This is a genomic window from Hoeflea ulvae, assembly GCF_026619435.1.
In the GTDB taxonomy this organism is placed as follows: Bacteria; Pseudomonadota; Alphaproteobacteria; order Rhizobiales; family Rhizobiaceae; genus Hoeflea; species Hoeflea ulvae.
This window is the reverse complement of the sequence record NZ_JAOVZQ010000001.1, coordinates 2,587,898-2,610,854: the sequence shown is the minus strand read 5'-3', so window position 1 is coordinate 2,610,854 and position 22,957 is coordinate 2,587,898. Positions and strand designations below refer to the sequence as shown.

General features: G+C 61.8%; 20 protein-coding genes and 2 pseudogenes. 12 read left to right on the top strand and 10 right to left on the bottom strand.

Translation table 11 applies throughout. The features are described from left to right. Positions 1-18: 18 nt before the first annotated feature. From clpA to OEG82_RS12395, 3 genes are all read right to left on the bottom strand, one after another. Positions 19-2,541, bottom strand: a complete 2,523-nt coding sequence (clpA, locus tag OEG82_RS12405) for an ATP-dependent Clp protease ATP-binding subunit ClpA (protein ID WP_267612738.1) — start codon at positions 2,539-2,541, stop codon at positions 19-21. A gap of 10 nt (positions 2,542-2,551) precedes the next feature. Beyond that, the gene (gene clpS, locus OEG82_RS12400) at positions 2,552-2,899 is read right to left on the bottom strand and encodes an ATP-dependent Clp protease adapter ClpS (RefSeq protein ID WP_425497645.1); all 348 of its coding nucleotides are present in this window, start codon (positions 2,897-2,899) and stop codon (positions 2,552-2,554) included. A gap of 233 nt (positions 2,900-3,132) precedes the next feature. Beyond that, a complete protein-coding gene (locus OEG82_RS12395) occupies positions 3,133-3,462 on the bottom strand; it encodes a phasin family protein (RefSeq protein ID WP_267612737.1) in 330 nt (109 codons plus the stop codon). A gap of 301 nt (positions 3,463-3,763) precedes the next feature. On the opposite strand from OEG82_RS12395, the gene OEG82_RS12390 reads away from it, so the two are divergent. Further along, positions 3,764-5,170, top strand: a complete 1,407-nt coding sequence (locus OEG82_RS12390; RefSeq protein ID WP_267612736.1) for a D-alanyl-D-alanine carboxypeptidase — start codon at positions 3,764-3,766, stop codon at positions 5,168-5,170. A gap of 81 nt (positions 5,171-5,251) precedes the next feature. On the opposite strand, the gene OEG82_RS12385 is transcribed toward OEG82_RS12390, so the two are convergent. Beyond that, a complete protein-coding gene (locus OEG82_RS12385) occupies positions 5,252-5,368 on the bottom strand; it encodes a J domain-containing protein (protein ID WP_245307942.1) in 117 nt (38 codons plus the stop codon). Between OEG82_RS12385 and OEG82_RS12380 the strand changes: the two genes are divergently transcribed. Further along, entirely contained in the window at positions 5,324-5,527 is a 204-nt protein-coding gene (locus tag OEG82_RS12380; RefSeq protein WP_267614939.1) for a hypothetical protein, read from the top strand. The two genes, OEG82_RS12385 and OEG82_RS12380, sit on opposite strands and share 45 nt — an antisense overlap. 416 nt (positions 5,528-5,943) lie before the next feature. Here the strand turns inward: OEG82_RS12380 and OEG82_RS12375 are convergent, their stop codons facing one another. The 3 genes and pseudogenes from OEG82_RS12375 to OEG82_RS12365 form a co-directional block, all read right to left on the bottom strand. Next, on the bottom strand, positions 5,944-6,717 hold the full coding sequence (locus OEG82_RS12375; RefSeq protein WP_267612735.1) for a VWA domain-containing protein: 774 nt from the start codon (positions 6,715-6,717) through the stop codon (positions 5,944-5,946). A gap of 132 nt (positions 6,718-6,849) precedes the next feature. Next, the gene (locus OEG82_RS12370; RefSeq protein WP_267612734.1) at positions 6,850-7,281 is read right to left on the bottom strand and encodes a DUF1489 family protein; all 432 of its coding nucleotides are present in this window, start codon (positions 7,279-7,281) and stop codon (positions 6,850-6,852) included. Positions 7,282-7,353: 72 nt separating this feature from the next. Further along, positions 7,354-8,755 (bottom strand): annotated as a pseudogene (locus tag OEG82_RS12365) (L-serine ammonia-lyase). Between the two features lie 601 nt (positions 8,756-9,356). Between OEG82_RS12365 and OEG82_RS12360 the strand changes: the two are divergent. The 5 genes from OEG82_RS12360 (at position 9,357) to OEG82_RS12340 (ending at position 12,897) form a co-directional block, all read left to right on the top strand. Then, entirely contained in the window at positions 9,357-10,052 is a 696-nt protein-coding gene (locus OEG82_RS12360; protein ID WP_267614938.1) for a DUF599 domain-containing protein, read from the top strand. Continuing rightward, positions 10,049-10,357 (top strand): DUF3253 domain-containing protein, encoded by a 309-nt coding sequence (locus OEG82_RS12355; protein ID WP_267612733.1) that lies wholly within the window; start codon positions 10,049-10,051, stop codon positions 10,355-10,357. The genes OEG82_RS12360 and OEG82_RS12355 overlap by 4 nt, the downstream gene beginning before the upstream one ends. After that, the gene (locus tag OEG82_RS12350; RefSeq protein WP_267612732.1) at positions 10,354-11,277 is read left to right on the top strand and encodes a DMT family transporter; all 924 of its coding nucleotides are present in this window, start codon (positions 10,354-10,356) and stop codon (positions 11,275-11,277) included. Before OEG82_RS12355 ends, OEG82_RS12350 begins: the two co-directional genes overlap by 4 nt. Before the next feature lie 116 nt (positions 11,278-11,393). Then, positions 11,394-12,386 (top strand): heparan-alpha-glucosaminide N-acetyltransferase, encoded by a 993-nt coding sequence (locus tag OEG82_RS12345; RefSeq protein WP_267612730.1) that lies wholly within the window; start codon positions 11,394-11,396, stop codon positions 12,384-12,386. 46 nt (positions 12,387-12,432) lie between these two features. Beyond that, on the top strand, positions 12,433-12,897 hold the full coding sequence (locus tag OEG82_RS12340) for a methyltransferase family protein (RefSeq protein ID WP_267612729.1): 465 nt from the start codon (positions 12,433-12,435) through the stop codon (positions 12,895-12,897). Positions 12,898-12,981: 84 nt separating this feature from the next. Here OEG82_RS12340 and OEG82_RS12335 read toward each other — a convergent pair whose 3' ends face one another. Further along, entirely contained in the window at positions 12,982-13,998 is a 1,017-nt protein-coding gene (locus OEG82_RS12335; protein WP_267612728.1) for a GlxA family transcriptional regulator, read from the bottom strand. A 121-nt stretch (positions 13,999-14,119) separates the two neighbouring features. On the opposite strand from OEG82_RS12335, the gene OEG82_RS12330 reads away from it, so the two are divergent. The 4 genes and pseudogenes from OEG82_RS12330 (at position 14,120) to OEG82_RS12310 (ending at position 17,965) form a co-directional block, all read left to right on the top strand. After that, complete coding sequence (locus OEG82_RS12330) at positions 14,120-15,106, top strand: TRAP transporter substrate-binding protein (RefSeq protein WP_267612727.1); 987 nt, start codon at positions 14,120-14,122, stop codon at positions 15,104-15,106. Positions 15,107-15,124: 18 nt separating this feature from the next. Next, positions 15,125-15,628 carry a TRAP transporter small permease gene (locus tag OEG82_RS12325; RefSeq protein ID WP_267612726.1) on the top strand — a complete coding sequence of 168 codons (504 nt, stop codon included), beginning with the start codon at positions 15,125-15,127 and terminating at the stop codon, positions 15,626-15,628. Between the two features lie 9 nt (positions 15,629-15,637). Further along, positions 15,638-16,918, top strand: coding sequence for a TRAP transporter large permease (locus OEG82_RS12320; protein WP_267612725.1), 1,281 nt, complete (start codon positions 15,638-15,640; stop codon positions 16,916-16,918). 31 nt (positions 16,919-16,949) lie between these two features. Continuing rightward, a pseudogene (locus tag OEG82_RS12310) lies at positions 16,950-17,965 on the top strand (proline racemase family protein). 142 nt (positions 17,966-18,107) lie between these two features. Here the strand turns inward: OEG82_RS12310 and OEG82_RS12305 are convergent. Both OEG82_RS12305 and mgtE read right to left on the bottom strand, forming a co-directional pair. Then, positions 18,108-18,494: a MerR family transcriptional regulator gene (locus OEG82_RS12305; RefSeq protein WP_267612723.1), complete on the bottom strand. Its 387-nt coding sequence runs from the start codon at positions 18,492-18,494 to the stop codon at positions 18,108-18,110. 87 nt (positions 18,495-18,581) lie between these two features. Further along, positions 18,582-19,955, bottom strand: coding sequence for a magnesium transporter (gene mgtE, locus OEG82_RS12300; RefSeq protein WP_267614937.1), 1,374 nt, complete (start codon positions 19,953-19,955; stop codon positions 18,582-18,584). Positions 19,956-20,531: 576 nt separating this feature from the next. Here mgtE and OEG82_RS12295 point away from each other — a divergent pair. Further along, positions 20,532-22,859, top strand: a complete 2,328-nt coding sequence (locus tag OEG82_RS12295) for a choice-of-anchor F family protein (protein ID WP_324288949.1) — start codon at positions 20,532-20,534, stop codon at positions 22,857-22,859. Positions 22,860-22,957 lie beyond the last annotated feature (98 nt).

Here is a 22,957-nt window from a genome sequence, read left to right as displayed (position 1 = left end):
CGGCGAGGCGTGTAACGCCTATTTCTTGCGCGGCACCTTGGGCACGGCGCTTGACGGCTTTTTCGGCGCCGGCTTCTCCGCCAGGTCGGCCTTGGCTTCGGACGCGGACGCTGCTTCCGGCTGCGGCTTTGGGTCCTTGCCTGCGGCCGGCTTGCGGGCGGTCTTTGCCGCTGTCTTTGCCTTGGCCGGCGCGCGCTTCTTGGCGGGCACCTTCTCCTTCTTCGGCTTGACCGGCACTTCCGCCGGAATCGCCTCGAGGATCAGCCCGTTGGAGCCATCGGCTTTCTCGCCGACGGTGACCTTGACCGTTCCGCCATGCTTGAGCTTGCCGAACAGCAGTTCATTGGCGAGCTCCTTCTTGATGTGCTCCTGGATCACCCGGCCAAGCGGCCGCGCGCCCATGCGTTCATCATAGCCCTTGTCCGCGAGCCAGCCGATTGCGTCCTCCCCGAGATCGAAGGTGACATTGCGTTCGGCCAGCTGGGCCTCAAGCTGCATGACGAATTTCTGCACCACCATGTGCACGACCTTGGCCGGCAACGCGCCGAAGGCGATGATCGAGTCGAGACGGTTGCGGAACTCCGGCGTGAACAGCCGGTTGATCGCTTCCATGTCGTCGCCTTCGCGCTTCGAGGAGCCAAAGCCGATGGCCGACTTGGCCGCATCCGCAGCACCCGCATTCGTGGTCATGATCAGGATGACATTGCGGAAATCGATCTTCTTGCCGTTGTGATCGGTCAGCGAGCCGTGATCCATGACCTGCAACAGGATGTTGAACAGGTCGGGATGGGCCTTTTCGATCTCGTCGAGCAGCAGCACGCAGTAAGGATGCTGGTCGACGCCATCGGTCAAAAGCCCGCCCTGGTCGAAGCCGACATAGCCCGGAGGCGCGCCGATGAGACGCGAGACCGTGTGCCGCTCCATATATTCCGACATGTCGAAGCGCAGAAGCTCCACGCCCAGGGACGAGGCCAGTTGCTTGGCGACCTCGGTCTTGCCGACGCCGGTGGGACCGGAGAACAGATAGGAGCCGATCGGCTTGTCGGGTTCGCGCAGACCGGCGCGGGCCAGGCGGATCGCCGCCGTGAGCGCATCGATCGCCGCATCCTGGCCATAGACCACCGAACGCAGTTCCTTGTCGAGATTGGCCAGCACCGTCTCGTCATCCTTGGACACCGTCTTGGCCGGGATCCGGGCCATGGTGGCGATGGTGATTTCGATCTCGGCGTCGGTCAGGGTCTTCTTGCGGCTCTTTTCAGGCAGCAGCATCTGCGCCGCACCGGACTCGTCGATCACGTCGATCGCCTTGTCGGGCAGCTTGCGGTCGGTGATGTAGCGTGCCGACAGCTCGACGGCGGCCTTGATCGCCTCGTCGGTGTAGGCGACCTTGTGATAGTCCTCGAAATAGGGCTTGAGGCCCTTGAGGATCTCGATCGTGTCGGGAATCGTCGGCTCGTTGACGTCGATCTTCTGGAACCGGCGCACCAGGGCGCGGTCCTTTTCGAAGAACTGGCGATATTCCTTGTAGGTGGTCGAACCGATGCAGCGGATTGCGCCGGACGACAGGGCCGGCTTGAGCAGGTTGGACGCATCCATTGCCCCGCCGGACGTGGCGCCGGCGCCGATCACGGTGTGGATTTCGTCGATGAACAGCACCGCATCCGGCATGTCCTCGAGCTCCTTGACCACCTGCTTGAGACGCTCCTCGAAATCACCGCGATAGCGGGTTCCGGCGAGCAGCGAACCCATGTCGAGCGAGTAGATCACCGCGTCAGCAAGCACGTCCGGCACATCGCCCTCGACGATGCGCTTGGCCAGGCCTTCGGCGATTGCCGTCTTGCCGACGCCGGGATCTCCGACATAGAGCGGATTGTTCTTGGAACGGCGGCACAGGATCTGGATGGTGCGGTTGACCTCCTCGATGCGGCCGATCAACGGGTCGATGCGCCCGGTCTTGGCCTTTTCGTTGAGATTGACGCAATAGGCGGTCAGGGCGTCCTGGCCCTTCTTCTTGGCACCCTCTTCGCCGCCGGTCTCCGGCTTGATCGAATCGGGTTCGGGCTCGTCCGCACCACGCACCGGGCGCGCTTCTTCGGCGCCGGGACGCTTGGCGATGCCGTGGGAGATGAAATTGACCGCATCGTAGCGGGTCATTTCCTGCTCCTGAAGGAAATAGGCGGCATGGCTTTCGCGCTCGGCGAAAATCGCCACCAGCACATTGGCGCCGGTGACTTCCTCGCGGCCGGAAGACTGGACATGGATCACAGCGCGCTGGATGACGCGCTGAAATCCGGATGTCGGCTTGGAATCCTCGTCATAGCCCGTGATCAGGTTGCCGAGTTCCTTGTCGACATAATCGCTGACCGTGCGACGCAGCTGGTCGAGGTCAACATTGCAGGCGCCCATGACGGCTGCGGCATCGGGGTCCTCGATCAAGGCCATCAACAAATGCTCAAGCGTGGCATATTCGTGATGCCGCTCATTGGCATAGGTCAGCGCCTGATGGATCGCCTTTTCGAGACTGTTTGAAAAGCTAGGCAATTTCAGGTCCTCATTTCTTTTCCATCACGCATTGCAGCGGATGATTATTTTCGCGGGCGCAATCCATGACATGGCTCACCTTGGTTTCGGCCACCTCGTAGGTGAACACGCCGCACTCGCCGACTCCGTGATTGTGAACATGCAACATGATTCGTGTGGCCTGTTCGCGATCCTTCTGGAAAAAACGTTCAAGCACATAGATCACGAACTCCATGGGGGTGTAATCGTCATTGAGCAGCAAGACCCGGTAGAGGTTAGGTTTTTTCACTTGCGGTTTCGTCCGGGTGATGACGGAGATGCCCCGGTCAGGGCCTCCGTTCCCGGTTTTCTTGTCCGCCTGCATGCGGGTCCGGTTCATGCTGTCTTTCACTTAGCCAACTTCCTGTCAGTTCCAACCGGCGCAGATTCAAATCAAGCCGCCAGACATTGCCTTAACTTAGTCTTTCCTGAGCAGATTTTAAGCCCCCTTGTGGCGCGATGAAACAGATTTCCGATCTGGGCCGCAAACATCAAAAAACCCGGCCGCATATTCTGCAACCGGGTCTTCATCATTTCACGCATCCGCCTGTTCGGGCAGAGGCAGAATTATGTTCAGGCGCTGACCTTGGCGGCTGCAGCTTCGAAAGGCTTGTAGGCCTGCTTGGCGAGATCCGCATAGATTTCGCTCATCTTGGTGGCCTGGGCGACAAAGGACTCGTAGGACGACTTTGCGTAGTCGGTCTGGATTTCGATGGCCTTGTCGAGGCTCTTGGCCGAAACCAGCTTCTCGACGACGGCTGCGCTGTCCTCGTAGGACTTCTTGGAATAATCGGTGGCTTCGGCAGCGATCTGCTGGAAACCCTTGGTCATCGACGAAGCCGCAGTCAGCATGCTGTCCATTGCTTCCTTGTTCATTTTCGAGGTGGCATCAAAGTTCATCATGTCGCGGTTCCTGTCGTTGGGAGAATGATGATCTCTATTTATGTGCACTGCACCATTTTGTCAAGAAGATTGTGCAACGCACCAAATACTCGCAACGGCAGCAAAACAATGAATTGGCCCCAATGCCCCGGAACAGAACGGTTTTGACCAAAACGGGACAGGTTGGCGGCCGATATTCAGAAAGGAATCATTCATCATAAACGGATTGGTAAGAACGTCTGGCTAAGATTGGACACAATGGCTGATCAGGGAGGGCGACAGTCAGAAACCCCTACACCCGTCTGTTCAAGAGTGAGTTGTCGTGTCCCAGAGTAACTCCAATACCCCCGGCCGGTTTGCCCCGCTTGCCTCCAGAATTCTCAGCCTGCTGGCCGTGATCGGCCTTGCCGTGGCTGTCGCAGCAACGCCTGCGTCCGCAAATTCCAAATATGCCGGCATCGTCATTGACGCCAAGACCGGCAAGACGCTCTACGCCAATGATGCCGACGAACTGCGCTATCCGGCGTCGCTGACCAAGATGATGACGCTTTACCTGGTCTTCGAGGCCCTTGATCGCGGCACTCTCAAGCTCAATACCCGGATCAAGTTTTCGGCCAATGCCGCCAAGGAGCCGCCGACCAAGCTTGGCGTCGGCGCCGGCAATTCGATCACGGTCGAACAGGTCATCTATGCGCTGGTCACCAAATCGGCCAATGACGCCTCAACCGCAATCGGCGAGCATCTGGGTGGCTCGGAATCGAAATTCGCCTCGATGATGACCGCCAAGGCGCGGTCGCTGGGCATGTCGAAGACCACCTTCCGCAATGCCCACGGACTTCCCGACTCCAAGCAGGTGACCACCGCCCGCGACATGGCGCGGCTCGGCATTGCTCTGCGCGAACATTTTCCGCGGCACTACAAATATTTCTCCACACGCTCGTTCAAGTTCGGCAAGCAGCGTTTCGGCAACCACAACCGCCTGCTCGGCGCCGTGCGCGGCGTTGACGGCATCAAGACCGGCTACACCCGCGCCTCGGGTTTCAACCTGGTCTCCTCGGTTGTCGACCGCGACCGTTCGATCGTCGCCGTGGTGATGGGCGGACGCACCGGCGCCAGCCGCAACGCCCAGATGACGGACCTGATCTCGCGCTATCTGCTCAAGGCCTCGACATCGGGCTCCGGCCAGCTGATTGCCGTGGGCGCCTCCTCCACCAGCGGCATCGCCGCCGCCGTGGCGTCGCTCGAGCTGCCCAAGGTCGGACCGGTTCCCGAACGCCGTCACGAAGCCGACCAGCGCCTGGCCATGGCCTATGCCAGTTCAACGCCGGCCCAGGTTGTCGGACGCGACGCGCTGGCCAAGTCACTGCGGGCACAGAAGGTCGCCATTCCGGTGCCGGCTCCGGCCTATATTCCGCCGATGCCGGTGGAACAGGCCTCGACCGACACGGTTGACCCGGTCACCACCGCGTCGACGGCGCCACGGGACGGCTGGATGATCCAGATCGGCGCCATGCCGGACAAGAATGCAGCCGTCGACCTGCTCAACCGCGCCAAGGGCCTGGGCGGATCGGCACTGTCATCGGCAGAACCGTTCACCATGGCCTATGCCAAGGGCAACCAGCAGCTTTACCGCGCCCGCTTCGGCGGCTTTGACGGCCAGACATCGGCCACCAGAGCCTGCAAGGCACTTGAGAACAAGGGGTTTGCCTGCTGGGCAACAGCCAAGTAATCCGCAGCATTTGTTCAATGCTGCGGCCGGGCCATCGAGCCCGGATCAATCCACGTTTTTGTACTGCGTATACGGGGAAATTCAGTCATGTCGATTCAAGAGGACAGCTTTGGCTTCACTAATCCGGCCAGCAAGAAAGGCCGAACCGCCCGCATCGGGATGCATCCGCTTCATGAGGCGGCGATGCGCCTCGCGGATCTCGGCTTCACTCGCCCCCGGAGCAAGACCAAGGACCTCGTAGGCCTCCTGATGTGTCATGGCGCCCGGGCTTGGCGCAGCGCCCAGCCCCGGACCTTCATTCATGTCAAAGCCGGCACGCCAGTCGGGCGTTCGGCGGTCAAGATACGCCTCCAGTAGCGACAGGCTTTCCGGATCGCCGGCGAGCTCGGCATGCAACTGCATGAGGTCCGCCTCATCCAGGGCGTTGAGCTCGCGTCCCTCGTAGGACCCCGCCAGAACCAGGCCATTCATTTCTCCGGTGTCGAGATCGAGCTCCATTTCCAGGGCTGCGGAGCGGACATAGGACTGCCCCCCGGGCTGGCGGGTGGCGCGCGCGGCACTGCGGGCCCGGGCAAACATGGCGGCGGCAAAGGCCAGCAGCGGCACACCGAGGCTGGCGCGGCCGACAAGTGTCATGACAACGCCCAGGCCGGCGGTCGCCACCGGAAGCGCGTAGCGCAATGTTGTGGCAAGTGCGGCAGGCTTGACGCTGAGCAGGCCGGCAAGCAGCGCCAGCAGGATCAGTATTCCACCGAAGAAAACTGCGATCGGACTCATGAGCGCTTGGCCCCTCCCTGTGGTTTGCCCTTGGGCGGGCCCATCTGCTCGAGCAGCAGCCGCGCCGCCGGCGCTCCGGATTTTTCAAGGGCCATCCGCCCGCCGGTGGCATAGGCGGCCACCGCGCGCAGCAGCGCCGCAAGCTCGGATGCGGCATTCTGGTCAAAGCGGACATAGGCGCCGCCGGTGACGCGGGCGATCTCGCGAAACCCGATTGCCGCGGCCGGGTCATTGCCTTCGTGAAACATGAAACAGGGCACCTTGCGCAGCGCCAGCTCGCCGGCGACGACAGCGAGCTTGTCGATGTCTTCCTCCATGGCGTCACCGATGAAGACCAGCGCGCTCACCGGCTTCCTGGTCGCCTCGTCGGCGACATGGCGCAGGACCCTGCCGATCTGGGTCTGGCCGCCCCGGCAATCGATGCGGGTCATCAGATCCGCCAGTTGACGCGTGTCATCAACCCAGCGCGAGGCGCGGCATTCGCCAAGCCCCCGGAAATAGACCAATTGCACCGTGAGACCGCCGGTCTTGCCGACGGCATCGAACATTTCAGCCTGCAGCTTGCAGGCGCTGTCCCAGGTCGGCTGGCGGCTCATGGTGGCGTCGAGCGCAAAGGCCAGCCGTCCCGAACCGGCGCTGCCGGGCACGATCGACTTGGCGGCCGTGAGGAACTCCGCGATCTGCGACCGCGATGACACCGGCGTGCCTTCGGGCAGCGCCGCGCCGGGTCTGGTTATCTGCTTGTCGGATCCGGTCTTGTCTTTGGCCATTGCTGCAGTGTTTCACCATTTGCCGGGCCACCGCCCTCACATGGGTGAAGCAACAGGGTCCGGGCCTTGAACATAATTCAACAATGTGGCGCTTTATCCAGCGAACACAAGGGCGTGTGCTGCCGCACCGGGCTACAACAGGCCGAGACCGGCGAGTTCGCGGCGCAGTTCGGCCGGCATGTCGTCGGCGCCGGCACTGCCCAGATCCGGCGGCGCATCATCGGGATCAAGATAGCGCCAGCCCTGGAAAGGACGGCGCGGCGCCCATGTTGTTTCGTGCAGAACCGGTTCGAGAACCAGGTGACAGCGCGAAATCCCGTCGACATCGACAAAGGGACGGACATCGACAAAACGCTGCCGGGCCTGGATATTGCCCTTGATCACCCAATAGAGCGAGCCGCCATCAATGAGTTCGGCCGCCCGCTTGGGCACCATCCGGGTGGTGTGGACCTGTTCCGGCTTGTGACCGGCCGCAGCCATCATCGCCAGACGGCGCTGGACCGAATCGCGTTGATCTTCGACGCTTTCGACGCCGACGCAGAGTTTGAGCATATGAAGAGCCATGGCCGGTTACATTGGGCCTGAGCCTGCCGGGGTCAACCCGCCGATGCGCGAAAGCCGCAGGCGTCCACAGGCTCAGCACTCCACCACATTGACCGCGAGGCCGCCGGTGGAGGTCTCCTTGTAGCGCTCGTTCATGTCGAGACCGGTCTGCCGCATGGTCTCGATGCAGGCGTCGAGCGGCACGAAATGCTGGCCGTCGCCCTTCATCGCAAGCGAGGCCGCGGTGACCGCCTTGACCGCGCCCAGCGCATTGCGCTCGATGCAGGGCACCTGGACCAGCCCGCCGACGGGATCGCAGGTCATGCCGAGATGATGCTCGAGCGCGATTTCGGCGGCATTCTCGATCTGCTCGGGCGTGCCGCCCATGACTGCGGCAAGCCCTGCCGCCGACATGGCCGCAGCCGAACCGACCTCGCCACTGGCACCCGACCTCGGCGCCGGAGATCGACGCATTGTGCTTGATGATGCCGCCAACCGCAGCGGCCGTCAGCAGATAGTCACGAACCGATTCCTGGTCGGCGCCGTCGTGGAATTTCAGCACGTAGCGGATGGTGGCGGGAATCACCCCGGCCGCGCCATTGGTGGGCGCGGTGACCACACGGCCGCCGGAAGCGTTTTCCTCGTTGACCGCCATGGCAAAGACGCTGAGCCAGTCATTGGCCAGCAGCGGGTTGCGCCGGTTCTGCCGCCACTCTTCCTGCAACTTGTCATGAATGACGCGGGCGCGGCGGCGCACCTTGAGCCCGCCCGGCATGATGCCCTCGCCCGCCAGCCCGCGGTCGATGCAGCCGTTCATGGCGCTCCAGATCCGGTCGAGCCCGGCATCGAGCTCCTCGCGGCTGATATGGCTTTCCTCATTGGCGCGCTTCATCTGGGCAATCGAGAGGCCCGAGCTTGCCGCCATTTCGAGCATTTGCTTGGCGTTGCCGAAGGGATAGGGCACGGTCTTGTCGACCGGCGCCTTGCTGGTGCTCTTGAGGGCTTCGAGTTCGGTGTCGGTGACGACGAAGCCGCCGCCGACGGAATAATAGACCCGGCGCAAAAGCATCGCGCCATCGCGGTCAAAGGCGGTGAACGCCATGCCGTTGGCGTGGCCGGGCAAGGGCTGCTTCTTGTCGAAGACCAGATCGGTGGCCGGATCGAAATGATAGGTCGGATGACCGGGCGGGCTGATCTGCCGGCTTTTCTCGACGCCTGAAATGATGTCGTCCATGCGGTCGGGATCGACCTGATCGGGCAACTCGCCGGTGAGGCCGAGCACCACCGCCCTGCCCGTGCCGTGGCCGATGCCGGTGAAGGCCAGCGAGCCGTGCAGGCTGACCTTTATACTCTCGACCTTCGCGCCAACCGGGCGGGGCCAGTCGGGACCTGCGATCTCGTCGAGAAAGCGCACGGCAGCCGACATCGGCCCCATGGTGTGGGAGCTCGACGGACCGACGCCGATCTTGAAGACATCAAAGACAGATAAAAACATGGCTCGCGGCTGCTCCGGTGATCACAGCCACATTACATGCGCGGCATGAGCCGGACCGTCAATCCACCGACGTCCGGTGCCGCTTGAGCGACAGCGGCAGCGCGGAGTTGGGAAAACCCGACGGCGGACATGAAAAAGCAGCGCCGACCGCTTTGGTCAGGCGCTGCTTGAGGGTCGTCGAGGCTTGGGCTCAGATGCCGCCGAAAAGATAGGCCAGTGCGAGAATTCCAGAAAAGCCGATGACTGCACGGGCAGTGATGCCCCAGCAGGACTTGTGTACGGTATCTTCCATGAGGGCTCCGGTTGAAGTGCCAATTTCGGGCCGCGTCATCCATTTTGGATCTCGCTCAGCGCAGGAGGGGCGGTTTAACGATTTAAATTCTTTTCGCAACTGCAAAAAAGGCATTTCCGTGGCCAATTCCACAGGCCAGTCATGTCGTTTTTGCATGGCTGATCGAAATATCAACAACTTACGGGTTTATCGTCAAAAACAGCCATTCCGGATCATTCACAGTTCGACCACAGGAATGAAAGATTGGTTACCGTGGACGGGCTCAACATGGGCTTTGCCAAGCGCGGCGCATCGTGCCAAAACCATGTCATGACAAACTTCGATTACGTGGCGATTGCCTGGTTCGCATTGGGGTGGATAGGATTCTCCTTCGCCTCGAACAATCACATGCCCATCGGGCGGGTGAGCCTGACGACGGCCATGAACCAGCACCGCAAGCGCTGGATGCATGTGGCGGCGCGGCGGGATCTCAGAATGATCGACACCGCGATCATGGCGGGCCTGCAAAACGGCACGGCGTTTTTTGCCTCGACCACGATTCTCGCCATCGGTGGATGTTTCGCGCTGCTGGGCGCCACCGAGGAAGTGCTCAGGGTCGCCGACGACCTGCCGATCCCGCTGGTGGCGGACCGGGCATTGTTCGAACTCAAGGTGTTCGGGTTGATCGGGATCTTCGCCTATGCCTTTTTCAAGTTCGGTTGGTCCTACCGGCTGTTCAACTATTCCTCGATCCTGTTCGGCGCGATCCCGATGAAGGACGACCTGCCCGACGACAGGATGGAACTCGACGCCGCCGCCAACCGGGCGGCCTCGCTCAACATCCTCGGCGGCAAGCATTTCAATGCGGGCCTGCGGGCAATCTTCCTGTCCATCGGCTATCTCGGCTGGTTTGCGGGCCCATGGGTTCTGATCGGATCGACCACCCTGGTGATACTGGTGCTGCTCAGGCGGCAATTCTTTTCAAACGCGCGCGCCGCGATCCTCAAAGGCACCCCTCTCCCGTGACATCCAGATCTTCCCACGCCCCCGCCTCTCATGGCCCCGCCGCACTGCGCACCGCCATTCTTGACCTGCTCAACGCGATGGAGCCGGGCAAGACCATCAGCCCCTTTGACGCCGCCCGCGCGCTGGTCGGCTCCGACGAGCAGAAATGGAGCCGCCTGATGAAGCCGATGCGGTCGGTGGCGGTCGACATGGCCAAGGCCGGCGAAATCGAGATCCGGCGCAAGGGCAAGGCCGTCGACCCCGCCAGCTTCCGCGGCGTCTACCGGCTCTCCCTGCCCGCAACGAAACTTCCGGACAGCGAATGAGCCAAGCCCTGCGCGCGCCGACCCGGCTGGATCTGGCGCTGATGACCGTGACCGCGCTGATCTGGGCCTCGGGCTTCATCGCCATCCGGGTGGCAGTGCCTGAAACCGGACCGGTGTGGCTGGCGGCGATCCGGGTCGGCATCGGCTTTCTGGTGCTTTTGCCCTATGCCATCTGGCGCGGCATGGTCTGGCCGCAAAGCCGCAATCAGTGGGCGCTGATCATCGGCATGGCGCTGCTCAATGTGGTGATTCCGTTCGTGCTGGTTGCCTGGGCCGGCAAGACCGTCGGCGCAGGCGTGCTGGCGCTGCTGATGGGCACGGGGCCGTTCATGGCGCTGATCGGCAGCCATTTCATGACCGACGACGACCGCCTGTCGACGCGCAAGGTGCTGGCGGTGCTGCTGGGATTTTCCGGCATTCTGGTGCTGGTCGGACCGAGCATCGTCTCCGGGCTGAGCGGCGGTCCGGTGCTGGGCATCCTGGCCGCCGTCGGCGCCTCGCTGTGCTATGTGACGGCCGGGCTGCTGATCCGCCGCATTGCCATGCCGCCGGTGCGCCTGGCCTGCCTGGCGCTGGGGATCGGCACCGCAGCACTTCTGCCGCTGGCACTCGTCGTCGACGGCCCGCTGCTCGTATCGGGACTGTCCGGACAGGCGCTGGCATCGCTGATCTATCTTGGCGTGTTTCCCACCGGCATCGCCTATATCATGCGCTTCACGCTGATCCGGGCGATCGGCTATTCGCGGTTTTCGCTATCGGTCAACATGGTGCCGGTGTTCGGCGTGGCGCTGGGGGTGATCATCCTGGGCGAGCCGCTGTCGCTGTCGCTGGTCGGCGCGCTGGTGCTGGTGCTGGCCGGACTGTTCGTCGCCAGCAGCGGCAACAAGCCGTCGGCGGCGCCTATCAAGGTGGAACCATAGGCGGATCCGGTTGACCGCAGCCCTTTGGCCGCGGGTTCGGTTGCGCGCCATGGTTTTGCTGGCATTGGGTGGTGAGTGGGCGGCATGGCCCAACGCCCGCAATTGGAGAGACACGCTTGACCGACACGGCCAACACGGCTTCGCCGCAAATCCCGGGACGACGGATCGAGGTCCTGGACCTGGCGCGCGGACTGGCATTGCTGGCCATGGCCAGCTACCATTTTTCCTGGGATATCGAACAATTCGGCTATCTCGACCACGGCACCACCACCCATGGCCTGTTCAAGGTCTATGCAAGGTCGATTGCCGGCGGCTTTCTGTTCCTGGCGGGCGTGAGCCTGATGCTGGCCCACAGCACCGGCATCAGGTTGCAGCCGTTCCTCAAGCGGCTCGGCATGGTCGCCGGCGCCGCCGCGCTGATCACCCTTGTCACCTTCTTCGCCACGCCGGACACCTTCATCTATTTCGGCATTCTGCATGCGATTGCGGCGTCGAGCGTGATCGGGTTGGCGTTTCTGCGGCTCCCGGCGGTGGTGACGGTGCTGGCCGGCATCGGCTGCATCGTCCTGCCGCTCGTCTTCCGGGCCGACATGTTCAATCCGGTCTGGCTGCACTGGGTCGGGCTGTCGACCGTCCCGCCGCGCTCGAACGACTATGTGCCGCTGATGCCGTGGCTCGGACCATTCCTGATCGGCATGGGCGCGGCAAAGCTTTCCATCGCCACAAAGTTCACCGAACGCCTGGCCAATGTGAAAACCGGGGATAACCGCCTGGCCGGCATCACCCGCTATTTCGGCCGCCATAGTCTGGCCTTTTATCTGCTGCACCAACCAGTGCTCCTGACCCTGGTCTGGACCACATCCCAGTTGGCGCCGCCAAGGCCGGTCGATCCCCTTCCCGGCTTTGTTGCCGAATGCGAAGCCGGATGTGCGGATGGCAATAGCGCGGAATTCTGTTCGCGGTTCTGCCTGTGCGTGACCGATGAACTGATCTCGCAAGGGATGTTCGACGGCTTCATGGCAGGCGAGATCACGCCGGAGTCGGATGCCCGCATTCCGGCGGTTGCCGAGCAATGCACGGCAGCCAGCCAGATGGCCGCGCCGGAGTGACAGCACATAGCGGGCGCTGCCCCGCGGACAACAAGGACGCGATCGCATGAACGCCTACCGGGCGAGACCCAATTTCATTCCCTGGCCGCCATTGCTGCTTGTCGGACTGACCTTGAGCGCGATCCTGTTGCACCTGATCTCGCCTGTCGCGCTGCAATTCATCGGCGCCCGGCCTGCCGGGCTGTTGTTGATCTGCCTGGCACTGGGCATCGATCTGTGGGCGATGCGCACGCTGCATGAAGCCCATACCACCATCCTGCCCAACCGCCGCTCGAGCCACCTGGTCACCCAGGGCCCGTTCCGCTTCAGCCGCAACCCGATCTATGTCGCCAATCTCCTGCTGATCATCGGCATGGGCCTTGTGTCATCAAATGGCTGGTTCGTGCTGCTGGCGCCGGTGGACGCGCTGCTGACCCACTTTCTCGCGGTCAGACGCGAGGAAAACCATCTGCTCGCCAATTTCGGATTCCAGTACGAAACCTATTGCCGCAAGGTGCGGCGCTGGATCTGACGCGCGCCGCAGTCTCCACGCTTGCAGTTTCCAGGTGGTTTGAACTTCACTTGCCGACACACATTTGCGGCAGGCTAAGTCCGGTCACAGGAAGCGCTCTCCGGCGGTTGTCTTGCGATACCGGTTGGGCGAGGCACCGAACTCCTTGCAGAATTCGCGATGGAAATGCGATCCGTCTGAAAAGCCTGAATCCAGGGCGATCTGGGTGACGCTGTCGGTGGTGTGGATCAGCCGCCAGGCGCCATATCTCAGACGCACGAACCGATAGTAGCGCGATGGCGGCTGGCCCAGGCTGGCGCGAAACCGCCGGGCAAGCTGGCGTTCGCTCATGCCCGACTTCTGTGCCAGTTCCGCCATCGAGATCGGCACGTTCAGGGTCTGCTCCATCAGGTTGATGCACCGCCGCACCACTCCGTCGAGGATGTCCTGCGTGTCGTTGACAAACTGCGGCTGCGGGAAATTGGCGTCGCGCTGACGGTTCAGGATCATGTGCCGAAGGCTTTGCTGGGCAAGCTCTGCCCCGCAATGGCGCGAGACCAGATAGAGCGCCAGATCCGATGCGCCTGTCGAGCCCGCGCAGGAAATGCGGTTTCCATTGTCGAGGAAAATGCGATCCGACACGGTCCGTATACCCGGAAACTGGTCCCGAAACTCCTCATGCACATTCCAGTGCACGCAGGCTGTCCGGCCTTCCATCAGACCGGCGCGGGCTATGTTGAAGGTGCCTGTGCACAGGCCGATCAGCGTGGTTCCGGCATCGGCAGCCGCGCGCAGATAGGTATCGAGCCATTCGGGTTGCTGACGCAGGCGGTAATCATTGCCGCCGCAGACGGCGATATAGTCAACCGTTGCGGGATCAGGCGGCAGCTGGTCCGGGGTGACCGCCAATCCGCAGCTGGCACGGACCGCGTCATGGCCGACGATCGACCAGCCGCATTCGATCTGCCGGCTGCGCCCGCCGGCGTCTGCCGCCAGCCGAAGCGCGTCCACAAAGCCCGAAAAGGCGTTCAGGGTGAAATTGTTGAGCGGGAGGAGTGCGACCCGGAATTTTTGCCGGTCACCGCTTCTGGCACGCCCGCCAAGTCCTACGCTTCGTTCCATCTCATATGATCCTGATCGCAAATGTCCGAAATGTACAATTCCGCGACCAAATCATCCTATTTCTCTCGTCCGTCTCTGTCTACCTTCTCCCAAGGGAACACCAAACTGAGAGGTTTAAAAAATGACTCTACGTGCACTTTCCATCGCCACCCTGGTTGCCGGATCCATGGCCATCAGCTTGCCTGTTTCGGCCCAGGAACATTCCTTCAAGGTCAGCATCCCCGGCAACGAGGAATCGATTGCCTATCAGTCGGTCGAGCGCTTCCGCGAAGTCCTCGCCCAACAGACCGATTCCAGCGTCGAGGTCCAGATCTTTGCCAACAGCGCGCTGGGAGACCAGGAAAGCTCCCTGGAAGCCATGCAGACCGGCCTGCTGGATATGGCCACGGTGGAAACACCCATCACCAATATCCTGCCGGAACTCGGGGCCACCGCGCTGCCCTACATCTTTTCCGGCCGTGATCATGTCAAGGCCGCCATCGACGGCGAAGCGGGCAAGAAGATCGAAGAGATGCTGCTCGCCAAGGGTCTTCGCGTTGTCGGCTTCCTCGAAGGCGGCTTTCGTCAGATCACCAACAGCGTCCGCCCGATCGTGACCCCGGACGACCTGAAGGGCGTCAAGATGCGCACTCCGGGCAGTGCGCTGCGCATCAAGATTTTCAACCATTACGGCGCCAATGCCTCGCCCCTGCCGTTCAGCGAGCTGTACTCGGCGCTGCAGACCGGCGTGTTTGACGGACAGGAAAACCCGGTGATCTGGGTGAAATCCCAGCGCTTTTATGAAGTGCAGGACTATCTGTCGCTGACCAACCATCTCTACACCATCACCTATCTGCTGATCAGCGAGGACAAGTTCCAGGCCCTGTCTGCCGAGCAACAGGAAGCGGTGATGCAGGCAGGCGATGCGGCCGAGGCCTATTCGGTCGAACTGGGCACCACCGCCGATGCCGAGATCGTCACCTTTCTCAAGGACAAGGGCATGAATGTGAACGAGGCCGACATCCCGGCCTTCACCCAGGCCTCGGCATCGATCTGGACCGAGTGGGCGTCGGAACAGCCTGCGGATGCGCAGGAACTGATCGACCTCATCACCGCCGCTCGGCCTTAAGAAACCGGAGGAAGCGCCGTGATCATCAACAAGATTCTTGAAGCCTTGATCGCGGCGCTTCTCGTCGCCGCGGTCGGGGTTGCCTTCATCGCGGTCATCTACCGCTACGTCCTAGACTCCGCCCTGAGCTGGAGTTTCGAAGTCTCGCTGGCTCTGCTGACCTACATCACCTTCCTGGGCGGCTATCTGGCATTGCGCCGGAACGCCCATCTCAAGGTCGACATGCTGGTCCGTCGCCTGCCCTTCTGGGCACGAGGAGCCTTGTTCCTTTTCAACCAGGCCGTGATCGCAACAATCGGCTGGATCATGGCGTGGCATGGAGGACGGCAGGTGCTTCGTTTTGTCGACCAGACCACGAACGTGCTGGAGATCTCCACGGCCTGGTACTACATCGCCATCCCGATCGCGGGCGGTCTGATTTGCCTTGACGCGCTGTGGAATGCCGTTCGCGGCCTGCTGCGGCTGGCGCGCGGACAGGAACCGGTCGACCCCTCACCCGACTCTCTGTCAGCAGAAATCTGAGGCGCGGCCATGACCCTACTCCTGACACTGTGTGTTCTTCTCGGCCTCATCGGGCTTGGCGTTCCGATCGCCTTCGCCCTCGTCTCCATTGCCATCGGCATCTTCTGGTTGGCCGATGTTGATCAGCTGATCGTGGCGCAAAGGCTCTATCGCGGCGTTCAAAGCTTCCCGCTTCTGGCCGTGCCGCTGTTCATCCTTGCCGGTCAGATCATGACCCGCAGCGGAATTTCCGGACACCTGGTCGAATTTGCCAAAACGCTTGTCGGCCAGATGCGCGGCGGCCTGGCTGCCGTCAATGTGGTCACCTCGATGTTCTTTGCCGGCATGAGCGGCACCTCGATGTCGGACACCGCTGCCGTGGGCGGCATGCTGATCGATCCGATGGTCAAGCGCGGATACAGCCGTGCCTTCACCGGCGCGGTGACCGCGGCCTCGTCCACCATCGGCATCATCATCCCGCCGAGCGTCCCCATGGTGATCCTGGGAGCCTATCTCGGCATTTCCACCGGTGCGCTGTTTGCGGCAGGCCTGATCTCGGGCGTGCTGCTGGGACTGGCATTGATCCTGGTGGCATGGCTGATCTCGATCCGCGAAGGCTATCCGGTCGAGGCGCCGTTTTCGGCAAGGCGCGCCGTTGCGGCCTTTGCCCATGCCCTTCCGGCCCTGCTGATGCCGGCGATCATTCTCGGCGGCATTCTTGGCGGCGTGTTCACAGCCACCGAGGCATCCGCCGTGGCGGTGGTCTACGGCACGGCGGTCGGTGTCTTCTACTACAGGACCCTGACGCCGAGAATGCTCTACCAGACCCTGTGCGAGGCAGCGGTCCTCAGCGGAGCGGTGATGCTGGTCACTGCGGCTGCACATGTGATGGGCTACGCCTTCACCTATGAGCAGCTGGCCCAGAGCATCCTCAGCCCGCTTGCGGAAATGGACCTGTCGCCGGTGATGTTCCTGATCCTGCTCAGCGCCGTGATGATCGTGGCCGGAACGTTTCTCGACGGGATCGCAATGATTTTCATCATCGTTCCGCTGTTCTTCCCGGCCATCAACCTGCTGGGCATAGATCCGGTGCATTTCGGCATGGTCGTCGTGCTCTGCTGGGGAATCGGTCAGCAGACCCCGCCGGTCGGCGCGGCGCTGTTCATAACGAGTGTCATCGCCAAGGTGGACATGCTGTCGCTGACGCGCGCCAACCTCCCCTTCATCGCCGTGATGGTGCTTGTTCTGCTCGCAGTCATCCTGTTTCCCGACGCGCTCGTGCTCTGGCTGCCGCGCGCCCTGGGCCTCTAAAACCGAAACTTATGAAAGAAGGCTATCGTCCATGATGACCCCCAACCGTTTCATCGATGTCATTTACACCCATACCGACGGTGAAGAGACATGCATCATTCCGGGTGCCATTCCCTATCCTCACGGTCTCGGCATCGTTGAGAAACGCGATTTTATTCGTCAGCATTACGACACGGTGCGCACAGGACTGCTCCGGGAGCCAAGAGGCCATCATGACATGGTCGGCGTGTTCGTGACGCCCCCTCGAGCCCTGAATTCGACGCCGGGATGCTGTGGTGCGACGGCGACGACTTCATGGAAATGTGCGGTCATGGCACCATCGCGCTGTCGATGGCGATGGTTTCGCACGGCATGGTTCATGACGACGGCGGCGATGTGGTCAAGATCCGGTTTGAAACACCGGCCGGTCCGGTGACATCGGAAGTGGGCCGTGAGAATGGCCAGGTCGCCTGGACCCGGTTCCAGAACGTGCCGGCCTTCGTGCTGGCGCAGGACGTGCCGGTGGAGCTGCCCGGAGTCGAGGGCGTCGTGGCAGACATCGCATTCGGCGGCAACTTTTTTGCCGTCGTCAAATGGCCCTATGCGGACAAGCCAATCGGCCCCGACAATGGCCGGATGCTGTCTGACCTGGGCGTGATGGTGAAGGATCAGATCAATGCGAAAATGGACGTTCAGCATCCGACGAAACCACATATCCGCGGATTGAACTTCACCACATTCTGGCAGGAGCCGGACCACGCCGACAGTCTGTACCGCAATGTGCACGTCTTCAGCGACGGCAAGCTTGACCGTTCGCCCGGCGGCACCGGTACATCCATGATGATGGCCGTGTTCGAGGCGCGCGGCAAGATCGGGCTGAACCAGAAAATCCGGTCCGAGGGACTGCTCGGCATCGGCCGCTTCGAAGGCGAACTGATCGGCGAAACGATGCTCGGCAGCCAGCGGGCCGTGATACCGACAGTCAAGGGCACCGCCAAGGTGACAGGCTACGCAAAATGGCTGCTCGACGACACCGACCCCATCGGCCGCGGGTTCGTGGTCAGGTGACCTGACGCGTCTGTCGACAGGCCGCAGGCCGGGCAATGCCCGCTTGCGGGCTGTCATCGCAGATCCCGACTGCCTGTCCCGCCCAGATGGTTTCATCCGGGCGGGACATTCGTGAGATCCGGCGATACCAGACGAAGTGTTGTCAGGTGTTGACACCGATTTCGGCGAGACGAGTCAGGCAGGATTCCTCGATATTGTCGAGTTCCAGCAGGGTTTCCTCGATATCCTTGCGCTTCTGGCGCAGATCCTCGCGCTTTTCCTCGATCTTGCGCATCAGCAGCCGCAATTGCCCTGCCTCGCCGGGCGGGTCCTTGTAGACCTGTATGATCTCGCGGATCTCGGCGATGGTGAAGCCGATACGGCGCCCGCGCAGGATTTCCTGGATCAGGCGGCGGTCGGCGGAGCGGAACAGCCGGGTCCTGCCGCGGCGCTCAGGCTGGACCAGACCCTCGTCCTCATAGTACCGCAGGGTCCGGGTCGAAATGCCGAACTCGCGGGTCAATTCGGTGATGGTGTAGTACTTGTCCAATGCGGATCATTCCTGAAAATTGCCATGACTATTACGCTTACGTATAGGTCAATATTTGCGTCATGACTACCGGCAAGGATGGAGAAATCAGGCCATCGACAGCCACCACCCGGCCAGTCCCAGGAATGCGAAAAAGCCGACCACATCGGTGACGGTGGTGACGAACACGGCCGAGGCAATGGCGGGGTCGGCGCCGACCTTGTCCAGAAACAGCGGCAGCAGGATACCGGCCAGCGCCGCGGCCAGCATGTTGACCACCATCGCCGCGGCAATGATGCCGCCCAGTCCGGGACTTGCAAACCAGCCGCCGGCAACCACGCCGATGATCACCGCAAACAGGATCCCGTTGATCAGGCCGACTGCGGCCTCGCGCCGGATGATGCGGCCGGCATTGTAGATGTCGAGATCCCGCGTCGCCAGCGCGCGCACGGTCACGGTCATGGTCTGGGTGCCGGCATTGCCGCCCATCGAGGCCACGATCGGCATCAGCACGGCGAGCGCCACCATCTGCTCGATGGTCGCGTCAAACAGGCTGATGACGCCGGAGGCCAGAATCGCGGTGCCCAGATTGATCAGCAGCCAGCTGAAACGCGAGCGCACCGTCGACAGGATCGAGTCGGAGAGCTCCTCGTCGCCAACACCGCCCAGGCGCTTGATGTCCTCATCGGCCTCCTGGTGGATCACGTCGACCACGTCATCGATGGTCAGCACGCCGACGAGGCGTTCGTTCTCGTCCACCACCGCGGCCGACAGAAGGTCGTACTGCTCGAACAGCTGGGCTGCTTCTTCCTGGTCCATTTCGGCGTCGATGCGATAGCGCGCCTCCTCCATCACATCCTCGATGCGGACCTGGCGCTTGGTGCGCAGGATGCGGTCGAGATCGACCGAGCCGAGCAGCTTGAAGGTCGGATCGATGACGAAGATCTGGCTGAAGCTTTCCGGCAGGTCCTCCTCGTCGCGCATGTAGTCGATGGTCTGGCCGACCGTCCAGAACGGCGGCACGGCCACGAATTCGGTCTGCATCCGCCGCCCGGCAGTGTCTTCGGGGTAATCCAGCGAGCGCCGCAGCCGCACCCGTTCAGTGAACGGCAGGGCCGCCAGGATTTCCTTCTGGTCCTCCTCATCGAGGTCTTCGAGAATATAGACCGCGTCATCGGAATCGAGCTCGCCCAGGGCTTCGGCAATCCCGGCATTGGGCAGCGCCTCGATGATCTGCAGCCGGATGGCCTCGTCGACTTCGGTCAGCGAGGCGAAATCGAAATCGTTTCCAAGCAGCGCAACCAATGCGTGGCGTTGCTGGACATTGATCGATTCAAGCAGGTCGCCGAGTTCGGATTCATGCAGGCGCATGACATGTTCGCGCAGGAACAGGATGTCGCGGTCGGCAATCGCCGCCCCGATTGCGGTCAGATAATCCTGCCGGATCGAGCCATCCTCGCCATAGATCTCGTCATGATCCATCGCCTCCGGCGTGGCAGAGGATGCGGGCGGCGGTGTCAGGTCTTCGTCGCGGTCGGCAGGATCTGTCATGGGCCATGGCTCGCGGGCGGATCGCGTCGGCCGCAGGCGGCCGACAGGTTGAAGGTGTGGAAGGCGTCATGCATCATAGGGGCTATGGCGGATGCACACCAACCGTCGCTGACCCACATTCGCACAGGAAAGTGTGTTTAATTCAAGCCTGTCGGCAAGAACAGACCTATTTGCCAGTGGAGATGCCACAGCGCAGACAAGCGGCTTGAACGCAAGCGCCATCGACTCCGGAGCGAGGTGCGGACCGGGGCCGTTCATCCGCTTTTGGCAGCTCCCGGACTGAAAGCAGGCGAGGCCGATTGTGCAGTTTGTGCCCCGTATTGTGGCGGATTGGCAACTAAGGATTCATATATTCAATTGTTTCGATTTAATTCGGGGCTTCAGGCGCAGCGCCTGTTGAGCCCGCTCAATGCATGTCTTACAACCGCGACCATAGAGGGGTTGCTTGGGGAATCGAGTCCCGGCAATGTGATACAGGGAACCTTGTTCCCCACGGAGGAATTCAGGATGAACAAAACGATGCGCCATTTCACTGCAACTGTCGCGCAGCTGGCATTACTTCTTGGAGCTTCTTTTCCGGCAACAAGTGCCGAGATCCTGAACTTTGATGGCCCGACCGGAGACGGCTTTGTTTTCTCCGACGTCACGGAAGATGTTTCACCTCCCGGAATAAAGGCTGTCACGGTCAATCCGAACAACGACGACCGATTGTCCGGAAACGGGTTCTCACCTTCGAGCGGCGGGTCCGTGACCGTCCTTGATTACAACTGCCTGATGGCCAATTCGCCCATTACTTGCGATGCGGAGCCCGGCCTCGGCAAACGCTTCAAGTCGCGCCTGACCGGCCCCGGCGTGCTTGACCTGAGCTTCTCCACCGGTCCGTCCGGCGGCACCACCGAGTATTTTGCCTTCGGAAAAACCACCAACCTGACAGGCGCGCGCATTCTCGATCTGTCGCTTGTGCTTGGCACCGGGTCGGGCACGAATTTCCAGACGGCCACATCGGCATCAGGGATTTCCTATGACCAGCTCGTGGCCCTGCAGCCCAAGGCAACCGAGTGGCTGACCGACGCCGGGATTTTGACCGCGTATCAGAATTATGATGGTTTCACGGACGCCAATGGCACGGTCTACAAGACGGTTGATGGCGCCGTCACCGTGGGCCAGAACCCGACGCAGCGGATTTTCTTTCCCGACGGACTGTTCGGCGACGGTGGTCAGGAAAGCGATATTGCCTTCTTCAATGACAAGAGTGCCGGTTTCATCGCGATCCAGAGTGCCGATGGCTCGGTTGTGAACGGGATCGAACTGTTCAACACCTACCATATAGCCAATTTCGGCAATGGGCTTCTTTCGCTGAACATGGCCCCGACCGGCATGTTCTGGGACGACAACAACGACCCGACCGACGAATCGGCGCTGATTGCCTGGAATAGCCCCGCCGCGGGTGGCTGGATCTACGGCAATGTTGCGAGCACGGCAAATCTGGACGCGCGACTCGAGCAACTGGCGGCCGCGCTCGGCGTTGCCAAGGCGGATCTGGCCTATTCGGACGGCGGCGCGGTTCCTGCCAATATCGTGGCGCTGATGGAGGCGGACGGGCTGTTTGAAGCCGGCACCATCGAGGATCTGGCGAATCTGAACTTGAACTTTTCGCTTGATGTGTCCGACCTGGTCGGGGAAGGATTCACGCTCCGGATCGTTCCGGTCTATGCACCCATCGTTCAAGCGGCCGGGACGCCGATGCAGTTTGCGGTGGCCGGCGCGATTGACGCGGCCAATATTCCTTATCTGGCGGCTGACCCCGGACACCAGGCGATGATCACCCAGGTGATGGCGCTTCCGACACGCGCCCAGCAACAGAACGCGATCGAGGAGCTGGGCTACAGCTTCCTTCGCACCTACATGGCAACGGGACTGGCAACCGGCCGCGAGCAGGTCGCTACGCTCAACTCCCTCGGCAGCATCGGCGACGGGCCCCAGGGGTCAACATGGTCGATGACCGACACACTGAGCGGCTTCCTTTCGGCCAACGGGACGGTGTCCAGCTTCGACCGGACAACCAACAATATCGGCTTTGACCTGACCAGCGGCTCGCTCTGGGCCGGTATCGAGTCAGAGGTGTCCAGCGAGTTTTCACTGGGTGCCCTGTTTGGCGGATTCCAGACCGATGCGACCATCGATGCCGGGCGGGGGTCACTCGACAGCGACGGCTTCGGCGCGGGTGTCTTTGCGCGCGGCAACAATATCTGGGATCACCTGAATTTCCAGGCGATGGCCGGTTACCAGAATCTGGACTTTACCAGTTCGCGCAATGTGATTCCGGCCGGTGTCACTGCTCAGGGCGAGACCGATGCCGATCTGTGGTTCGGTGCGATCACGGCGGACTGGATGACCAGATTCGGCGCCTTTGAAGTGGGACCAACTGCTTCGCTGGAATATTACGACCTTTCAACCAAGGAATTCACCGAAACCGGCGCCGGCATCTGGAACATGACCATCGGCGACCAGGACGACCATGTCACGATCGGGCGGATCGGACTGAAAGCCAATTATCGCGTCGTCACCAGCTCCTGGGACATCGGCACCTACGGCCATGTGGCCTATGCGGAACAAAGCGGCAGCGCCGCGGTCAATTCCGCGAAATTTGCCGGATTGCCACAGATGAGCCTGCCGGTTGACGGTCTGGACTCCAGCAGCGTGGATTTTGGCATCGGCTTCAAGGCTTCTCCCGTGTCGCATGACAACCTTCAGTTTGGCGTGTCCTATCGCGGCACGGTGGCAAGCAATGACACCAGCAATAGCGTTCAGGTGTTTGCGAAAGTCAAATTCTGAGATCGCAATGCGCCGCCGGACCTGGCCGGCTGGCATGGTGCTTACCGAGAAAGAGATGAACCCGGCCAGGAAGGGCCGGGTTTTTCGATTTAAAGACC